Genomic DNA, 7,871 nt, shown 5'->3' with positions numbered 1-7,871 from the left:
TCCCCGTGGGTTCCTTTCGGATCCCACGGGGAATTCGGCTGTGTCCGAGGGGGGACTTGAACCCCCACGCCCGATAAAGGGCACTAGCACCTCAAGCTAGCGCGTCTGCCATTCCGCCACCCGGACGGGGTGTGTGCTCCGGGGGTTTTTCTCTCGCCCCCTCGGCGACAGAGAGAACATTACCAGGGTTCTGGAGTGCTTCTCACCTGCGCTTCCTCCGGCCCGCGCCCCCGGGGCCGCCGGAGCCGCCCCGGGCCCCCGGCGGCTCCGGCGCACACGTTGGTACGGCTGGCGAACACGCTCGAACCGGGCCCGAAGCGATGGCGACCGCGAAGGAACCGGTCGACTCCGGTGTCGCCCGCGATCGGTTCCGGCCGGAAGCGGTCCGACACGGGCAAGTTGTCGACGGTGCCGCAGCCGTCGCGACCGCTCTCCTAGCCTCTGTGGACCGAGGGCGCCATGAGCGGATCGCCTGATTCCCGGGTCGCGGACGAAGGGCGGCTGGACGTGGAGCAGATCAGCGGGACGGCGGAGGCCGAACCGAGACGCGGCAGGCCGGGGGAGGGGCAGGGCGACGCCGTCGCGGCGCCCGGCGGTCCGGCGCGCGGCCCCGTCGAGGGGGTGTGGCGATTCCCGGTGCCCGCCGCCGAGGCCTCGGTGCCGCGCACCAGGCACGCGGTGCGCGACCGCCTGCTGGCCCAGGGCATGGCCGGGGTGCGCTACCAGGAGCTGGTGGACGACCTGCTGCTGATCGTCTCGGAGCTGGTGAGCAACGCGGTGACGCACGCGGCCGAACTCTCGCCCGAGGTGGTCACGGAGCTGTCGGTGCGCGGCGGCTGGGTGCGGGTGTCGGTCGAGGACGGCGATCCGTACCGGCCGAAGGCGCTGGAGAACGACACCGGACGCACCGGCGGTCGCGGCCTGCTGCTGGTGAAGAGCGTCACGCTGCAGGCGGGCGGGGTGTGCGACGTCGAGCGGACCGGGGAGGGCGGCAAGGTCATCTGGGCCTCGCTGCCCGTCCCCCCGGAGTCCGACCGCTGACCGGCCCGCCGGGGCGGGCGAGGCGACCGGAGCGCCTACCAGTCCCGTCCGGCGATCTCCCGGATCCCGGGCAGCGCAGCCTCGAAGACGGTCTCGAACCAGACCGAGAAGGGCCGCTCGTCCCGCAGCTCCCGCAGCTCCTGCGCCGTCACGAAGGCGAAGTCGTCCACCTCGTCCGGGTTCGGCCGGACCGGAGCGGTGACCAGTCCCACGAAGAGGTGGTTCCACTCCCGCTCGATCAGCCCGGAGGCCTCGTCCGGCAGGTCGTAGCGGACGGTGCCGGCCTCGCAGAGCAGCGCCGGTGCGACTCCCAGCTCCTCCGCGGTGCGCCGGGCGGCGGCGACGAAGGGCGGCTCGTCCGGGTACGGGTGGCCGCAGCAGGTGTTCGACCAGACGCCGGGGGAGTGGTACTTGCCCAGCGCCCGGCGCTGGAGCAGCAGGCGGCCCTGGCGGTCGAAGAGGAAAACCGAGAAGGCGCGGTGCAGGCGGCCCGGCTGCTGGTGGGCCCAGTGCTTCTCGGCGGTGCCGATCGTCACGCCCTCGTCGTCGACCAGTTCCAACAGGATCTCGGTAGCGGCCGGGGCGGTCCGGGGGTCGGCCGACACATCGGTCTCCACGTCGAGACCGGTGTCGACCTCGGCGTCGAAATGGGTCGGCTCGGTCGGCAGACTCTGGGGCATGGGGCCTCTTTCCGGGGGCGGGAGCAACGGGAGCATCGGGTGCGTCCGGCGCACCGGGTGGCGCACGGCGGACGCAGCGGGGGCACCGGCGCCGGCGTCGGGCTCCAGTCTGCCGTATGGGTGGCACCGGGTAGGGGTCCCACGCACAACCGGGCGGATCATGACCCGGAGGAGAAGGAATTCGAGCAGAGAAGGGTCGCGGAAGCCCTCGTAAGGGTCACGATCGTCGCAGAATCGTTCGACGTGCGTTCGGGGGGCGTTCGAGCCCGCGGGCCCGGCCGGGCCCGGACGTCGGCCCGCTCCCCGGCGCCGTCCCCCGGTCACCCCTCCGTCACCGTCCCGTCTCCGGGCGCGTTCGGGCCGGTCGTCCACGTCGCCTACCATCACATACGACACGGTGCCCGGATCTGTGCCGGTACCGGCGCGCCGCTGCCCGGCCGGGTCGCACACCGGTCCGGCGAAGCGGCGCCGCCTCCCCTCGGCACGGCCCGCGCGCACAGCACGACGGATCAGGAGACCCCGCATGATCGGCCTCGTTCTGGCAGCCGGCGCCGGCCGCCGGCTGCGCCCGTACACCGACACCCTGCCCAAGGCGCTGGTGCCGGTCGACGGGGAGCGGACCGTCCTGGACCTCACCCTCGGCAACTTCGCCGAGGTCGGACTGCGCGAGGCCGCGATCGTCGTCGGCTACCGCAAGGAGGCGGTGTACGACCGCAAGGACGCCCTGGAGAGCAAGTACGGCGTCAAGCTCCACCTGGTCGAGAACGACAAGGCCGAGGAGTGGAACAACGCGTACTCGCTCTGGTGCGCCCGCGAGCTGTTCGGCGAGGGCCTGCTGCTGGCCAACGGCGACACCGTCCACCCCGCGTCCGTCCAGCGCACCATGCTGGAGGGCAACCGGCGCCTCCTCGACGACGGTGCCGCCCCCGGCGTCCTGCTCGCCCTCGACACGGTGAAGAAGCTCGCCGACGAGGAGATGAAGGTCGTCGTCGACCCGGCCGCCGGGATGCGCCGCATCACCAAGCTGATGGACCCCTCCGAGGCGAGCGGCGAGTACATCGGCGTCACCGTGATCAACCCGTCCGCCGCCGCCGACCTCACCGACGCGCTGCGCGCCACCTACGAGCGCGACCCGCAGCTGTACTACGAGGACGGCTACCAGGAGATGGTCGACCGCGGCCTGCGGATCGACGTGCAGCCGATCGGCGAGGTCTCCTGGGTCGAGGTCGACAACCACGACGACCTGGCGAAGGCGCGGGAGATCGCGTGCCGGTACTGACGCGACTGGTCCCGTCGCCGCTGTTCGTGGAGATCCGCTCGGGCGCGCTGGACGCGCTCGGCGGGATCCTCGCGGACCAGCGGCTGTCGGCGTCGGGCCGGATCGCGGTGGCGATCAGCAACGGCTCCGGCGCCGCCATGCGCGCGCGGCTGGAGCCGGCCCTGCCCGGCGCCGACTGGTACAACGTGGACGACGGCAGCCTGGACAGCGCGGTGCGCCTCGCCGAGGAGATGCGCGGCGGGCACTACGACGCGATCGTCGGCCTCGGCGGCGGCAAGATCATCGACGCCGCCAAGTACGCCGCCGCCCGGGTCGGGCTGCCGCTGGTCGCGGTCGCCACCAACCTGGCCCACGACGGCATCTGCTCGCCGGTCTCCACCCTCGACAACGACGCCGGCCGCGGCTCCTACGGGGTGCCCAGCCCGATCGGCATCATCGTCGACCTGGACGTGATCCGGCAGGCGCCGCCGCGCTTCGTGGCGGCCGGCATCGGCGACGTCGTCTCCAACATCTCGGCCTGCGCCGACTGGGAGTTGTCGCACGCGGTCACCGGCGAACCGGTGGACGGCCTGGCCGTCGCGATGGCCCGCTCAGCGGGCGAGAACCTGCTGCGGCACCCAGGAAACACTCAGGATCAGGACCTCCTGACAGCGCTCGCCGAAGCCCTGGTACTGTCCGGCATCGCGATGAACATCGCGGGCAGCACCCGGCCCTCGTCGGGCGCCTGCCACGAGATCTCGCACGCCCTGGACGTGCTGTTCCCCAAGCGGTCCGCCCAGCACGGCGAGCAGGTCGGCCTCGGCGCCGCGTTCGCCAGCTTCCTGCGGGGCGAGCACGAGCTGACCGGTCTGATCGTGGAGCGCCTGGCGAGCCACGGACTGCCGGTGACCGCGGCTCAGATCGGCTTCACCGAGGCGGAGTTCACCGAAGCGGTGCACTACGCTCCGAACACCCGACCGGGGCGCTTCACCATCCTTGAACACCTCGACCTCTCCCCTTCCGCAATCAGGGACGCGTACGCCGACTATGTCCAAGCCGTCAACAGCTGACCCCTCCACCGCGGGCGCCGAACGGCCCCCGGTGGACCTGACCCGCCGGCCCTCCATCGAGGAGCTGCGCGCGGTGATCCACCCGGAGGGCATGCTCCAGCGCCGCAGCGCCGAGCACTGGGCCGGGCGCCTGTACATGCGGAAGATCTCGCTGCGGATCACCCGCGTGCTCTCCACCATGACGGCGATCACGCCCAACGGCCTGACCTACCTGATGATGTTCACCGGCATCCTGGCCGGCCTCGCGCTGGTCGTGCCGGGCATCGCGGGCGCGGTCCTGGGCGCCCTGCTGATCCAGGTCTACCTGCTGCTGGACTGCGTGGACGGCGAGGTGGCCCGCTGGCGCCGGCAGACCTCGCTGACCGGCGTCTACCTGGACCGGGTCGGCCACTACATGTCCGAGGCGGCCCTGCTGACCGGCCTCGGCCTGCGCGCCACCGACCTGCTGCACCGCGAGGGCGGCGGCTCCCACTGGGAGTGGGCCTTCCTGGGCACGCTGGCCGCGCTCGGTGCGATCCTGATCAAGTCCGAGACGGACCTGGTGGACGTGGCCCGGGCCCGCAGCGGCCTGACGGCCGTCGAGGACAGCGCCTCGGTGCCGCGCTCGGCCACCGTCGCCAAGGCCCGCAAGGCGGCCTCCCTCCTGAAGTTCCACCGCCTGGTCGGTGCGGTCGAGGCCTCGCTGTTCATCCTCGCGGCCGGGATCGCCGACGCCGTGCACGGCGGGCTCTTCTTCACCCGGCTCGCGGTGGTCGTCCTGGCGGCGATCGCCATGCTGCAGACCGTGCTGCACCTGCTGAGCATCGTCCTGTCGAGCAGGCTGCGATGACCGGCCCGACCACCGCGGAGAGCTTCCGCCTCGGCGCCGTGATCATCACGATGGGCAACCGGCCCGCCGAGCTCAACGCCCTGATCGAGTCCGTCCGCGCCCAGGAGGGTCCCGCGGTCGAGCTGGCCGTGGTCGCCAACGGCGCCCCGCTGCCCCCGCTGCCGGAGGGCGTGCGCACCGTCGAGCTGCCGGAGAACCTCGGCATCCCGGGCGGCCGCAACGTCGGCATCGAGCTGTTCGGCCGGGACGGCGAGGACGTGGACGCCGTCCTCTTCCTGGACGACGACGGCCACCTGCCGCGCACCGACTCCGCCCGGCTGCTGCGCGAGGCGTTCGCCGCCGACCCGGAGCTGGGCATCGTGTCCTTCCGGATCGCCGACCCGGACACCGGGGTCACCCAGCGGCGGCACGTCCCCCGGCTGCGCGCCAGCGACCCGCTGCGCTCCTCCCGGGTGACCACCTTCCTGGGCGGCGCGAGCGCCGTGCGCTGCAAGGTGTTCGAGGAGGCCGGCCAGCTGCCCGCCGACTTCTTCTACGCCCACGAGGAGACCGACCTCGCGTGGCGCGCGGCGGACGCCGGCTGGGCCATCGACTACCGGGCGGACGTGGTGCTGCACCACCCCACGACCTCCCCGGGCCGGCACGCCACCTACTTCCACAACGTGGCCCGAAACCGGGTTTGGCTGGCGAGGCGGAACCTTCCGGCCCTGTTGGTGCCTCTCTATCTGGGAACCTGGTTTCTGCTCACCCTGGCCCGCCGCCCCTCCCCCGAGGCGCTGAAGGCCTGGTGGGGCGGATTCCGGGCGGGCTGGCGCGAACCCTGCGGTCCGCGACGGCCCATGCGATGGCGTACCGTTTGGCAACTGACCAGGCTGGGCCGACCACCGATCATCTGATCTGATCTGATCGAATGATCGATCGCTGCGGCCGGTGGCCACACACCGGCCGGCTCCCCCGAGATCCAGTGGATCCCCATCGGCGCCGCCGGCGGACCCCCGCCGACCGGCCGCCCCGACCGATCCCCGCGTGAAGGACGAATGTGTCGACAGTGAGTGAACCCGTCAGCCTCTCGACCCCCAGGGGGGTGGACGCGGGCCTGACCCCCAAGCAGCTTGCGGACAAGTACGGTCTGTCGGTGAGCGGCGCCCGGCCGGGTCTGTTCGCCTACACCAAGCAGCTCTGGGCCCGGCGCCACTTCATCTGGGCCTTCGCCACCGCCCGCCTGGTGGCCCAGTACACCGACGCCAAGCTCGGCCAGCTGTGGCAGGTCGTGACCCCGCTGCTCAACTGCGCGGTCTTCTACCTGGTCTTCGGCGTGATCCTGTCGAGCAAGGACGGCTTCCCGCCGGGCACCTACATCGCCTGGCTCTGCATCGGCGTGTTCGTGTTCCAGTTCACCCAGAACGCGGTGCAGTCCGGCACCCGGGCGATCTCGGACAACCTCGGCCTGATCCGGGCCCTGCACTTCCCCCGTGCCAGCCTGCCGATCGCCTTCACCGTGATCCAGCTCCAGCAGCTGCTGATCTCGATGGTCGTCCTGGTCGTGACCGTCCTGGCCAGCGGCATCGCCCCGGGCAGGACCTGGCTGCTGATCGTCCCGGCGCTGATCCTGCAGACCCTGTTCAACACCGGCATCTCCCTGATCATGGCCCGGATCGGCGCCAAGACCAGCGACATCTCCCAGCTGATCCCGTTCGTGATGCGCGCGTGGATGTTCCTGTCCGGCGTGATGTTCAGCATCCAGGACCGCGTCCACAAGTGGCCGCACTACATCCAGGTGATCTGCAACATCAACCCGGCCTCGGTCTACATGGACCTGCTGCGGCACGCCTTCGCGCCGGTCATCTACAACCCGCACCAGAACCCCCACCAGTCCCTGCCGCCGCACCAGTGGGTGTACGGCCTCGCCTGGGGCGTCGGGATGTTCGTCATCGGATACGTCTTCTTCTGGAAGGCCGAGGAGGAGTACGGCCGTGGCTGACGTCGACCTGAGCAAGAACGACAACGTCCTGGACACGGACGTGGCCCGCGAGCCCACCGTCGTCGTCGACGACGTGCACATCGTCTACCGGGTGCACGGCGCCGGCTCCGGCAAGGGCAGTGCCACCTCGGCCCTGAGCCGCATCCTCAGCCGCAGGCGCGCCGCCGGCGTGCGCGAGGTGCACGCGGTCAAGGGCATCAGCTTCACCGCGTACAAGGGTGAGGCGATCGGCCTGATCGGCTCCAACGGCTCCGGCAAGTCGACCATGCTGGCCGCCATCGCGGGCCTGCTGCCGACCGAGAAGGGCGGCATCTACACCAACGGCCAGCCCTCGCTGCTGGGCGTCAACGCCGCGCTGATGAACGAGCTCACCGGCGAGCGCAACGTCGTCCTGGGCTGCCTGGCGATGGGGATGTCCCCGGCCGACGTCCGGGCGCGCTACCAGGACATCGTCGAGTTCTCCGGCATCAACGACAAGGGCGACTTCATCTCCCTGCCGATGCGCACCTACTCGTCCGGCATGGGCGCCCGCCTGCGCTTCTCGATCGCCGCGGCGAAGACCCACGACGTGCTGCTGATCGACGAGGCCCTGGCCACCGGTGACCAGGCCTTCCAGCAGCGCAGCAAGCGGCGCATCGACGAGCTGCGCGGGTCCGCCGGTACGGTCTTCCTGGTCAGCCACGACAACAACTCGATCCGCGAGGTCTGCGAGCGGACCATCTGGATCGAGGCCGGCGAGCTGATCATGGACGGCCCGACCGACGAGGTCGTCGGCCGCTACGAGCGCGGCGAGCGCCCGTAGCACCGTGCGCCCCGCGGTGCCCGGCTGAGCCACCCCCGCCACCAGGGCCGGTTCCGGAACCTCCGGGACCGGCCCTGCGGCGTGCCCCGCCGGTGCCCCGGGTGGCCGCCGCCGCGGGGGTGAGCGCCCCGGTCCGCGGGCGGGGCGCTCTTCTCCGGCGCGCCCCGGGGTGTCAGGCTGGTAGTCGCGGGGGCGCTGTGCCGTACGTGA

Annotated in this window: 8 protein-coding genes and 1 tRNA gene; 7 read left to right on the top strand and 2 right to left on the bottom strand. The window is 71.7% G+C overall.

Translation table 11 applies throughout. The features are described from left to right. Positions 1–41: 41 nt before the first annotated feature. Positions 42–126: transfer RNA gene (locus tag ACIRST_RS36185), tRNA-Leu, on the bottom strand. A gap of 333 nt (positions 127–459) precedes the next feature. Here ACIRST_RS36185 and ACIRST_RS36180 point away from each other — a divergent pair. Further along, on the top strand, positions 460–1,041 hold the full coding sequence (locus tag ACIRST_RS36180; RefSeq protein WP_350524218.1) for an ATP-binding protein: 582 nt from the start codon (positions 460–462) through the stop codon (positions 1,039–1,041). Positions 1,042–1,076: 35 nt separating this feature from the next. Here ACIRST_RS36180 and idi read toward each other — a convergent pair whose 3' ends face one another. Further along, a complete protein-coding gene (gene idi, locus ACIRST_RS36175; RefSeq protein WP_350524219.1) occupies positions 1,077–1,721 on the bottom strand; it encodes an isopentenyl-diphosphate Delta-isomerase in 645 nt (214 codons plus the stop codon). 523 nt (positions 1,722–2,244) lie between these two features. On the opposite strand from idi, the gene ACIRST_RS36170 reads away from it, so the two are divergent. The 6 genes from ACIRST_RS36170 to ACIRST_RS36145 all read left to right on the top strand — a co-directional run bounded on the left by ACIRST_RS36170 (position 2,245) and on the right by ACIRST_RS36145 (position 7,661). Then, positions 2,245–3,000 carry a sugar phosphate nucleotidyltransferase gene (locus tag ACIRST_RS36170; protein ID WP_402807894.1) on the top strand — a complete coding sequence of 252 codons (756 nt, stop codon included), beginning with the start codon at positions 2,245–2,247 and terminating at the stop codon, positions 2,998–3,000. Further along, entirely contained in the window at positions 2,988–4,049 is a 1,062-nt protein-coding gene (locus tag ACIRST_RS36165) for an iron-containing alcohol dehydrogenase family protein (protein ID WP_402807892.1), read from the top strand. The genes ACIRST_RS36170 and ACIRST_RS36165 overlap by 13 nt, the downstream gene beginning before the upstream one ends. A 91-nt stretch (positions 4,050–4,140) precedes the next feature. After that, positions 4,141–4,878, top strand: coding sequence for a CDP-alcohol phosphatidyltransferase family protein (locus ACIRST_RS36160; RefSeq protein WP_350524276.1), 738 nt, complete (start codon positions 4,141–4,143; stop codon positions 4,876–4,878). Continuing rightward, the gene (locus tag ACIRST_RS36155) at positions 4,875–5,774 is read left to right on the top strand and encodes a glycosyltransferase family 2 protein (RefSeq protein ID WP_402807889.1); all 900 of its coding nucleotides are present in this window, start codon (positions 4,875–4,877) and stop codon (positions 5,772–5,774) included. Before ACIRST_RS36160 ends, ACIRST_RS36155 begins: the two co-directional genes overlap by 4 nt. A 143-nt stretch (positions 5,775–5,917) precedes the next feature. After that, positions 5,918–6,859 (top strand): ABC transporter permease, encoded by a 942-nt coding sequence (locus tag ACIRST_RS36150; protein ID WP_350524223.1) that lies wholly within the window; start codon positions 5,918–5,920, stop codon positions 6,857–6,859. Continuing rightward, positions 6,852–7,661: an ABC transporter ATP-binding protein gene (locus ACIRST_RS36145; protein WP_350524224.1), complete on the top strand. Its 810-nt coding sequence runs from the start codon at positions 6,852–6,854 to the stop codon at positions 7,659–7,661. Before ACIRST_RS36150 ends, ACIRST_RS36145 begins: the two co-directional genes overlap by 8 nt. Positions 7,662–7,871 lie beyond the last annotated feature (210 nt).

Origin of the sequence: Kitasatospora sp. NPDC101447, assembly GCF_044767225.1 — a bacterium.
GTDB lineage: Bacteria > Actinomycetota > Actinomycetes > Streptomycetales > Streptomycetaceae > Kitasatospora.
The sequence above is the reverse complement of the archived record's forward strand: the minus strand, read 5'-3'. Positions and strand labels throughout refer to the sequence as shown.

Excerpts from the sequence above, each read along its gene's own strand:
- ACIRST_RS36170 (WP_402807894.1), top strand. The coding sequence starts at position 2,245 with ATGATCGGCCTCGTTCTGGCAGCCGGCGCCGGCCGCCGGCTGCGCCCG.
- ACIRST_RS36180 (WP_350524218.1), top strand. The coding sequence starts at position 460 with ATGAGCGGATCGCCTGATTCCCGGGTCGCGGACGAAGGGCGGCTGGAC.
- ACIRST_RS36160 (WP_350524276.1), top strand. The coding sequence starts at position 4,141 with ATGCTCCAGCGCCGCAGCGCCGAGCACTGGGCCGGGCGCCTGTACATG.
- idi (WP_350524219.1), bottom strand. The coding sequence starts at position 1,721 with ATGCCCCAGAGTCTGCCGACCGAGCCGACCCATTTCGACGCCGAGGTC.
- ACIRST_RS36155 (WP_402807889.1), top strand. The coding sequence starts at position 4,875 with ATGACCGGCCCGACCACCGCGGAGAGCTTCCGCCTCGGCGCCGTGATC.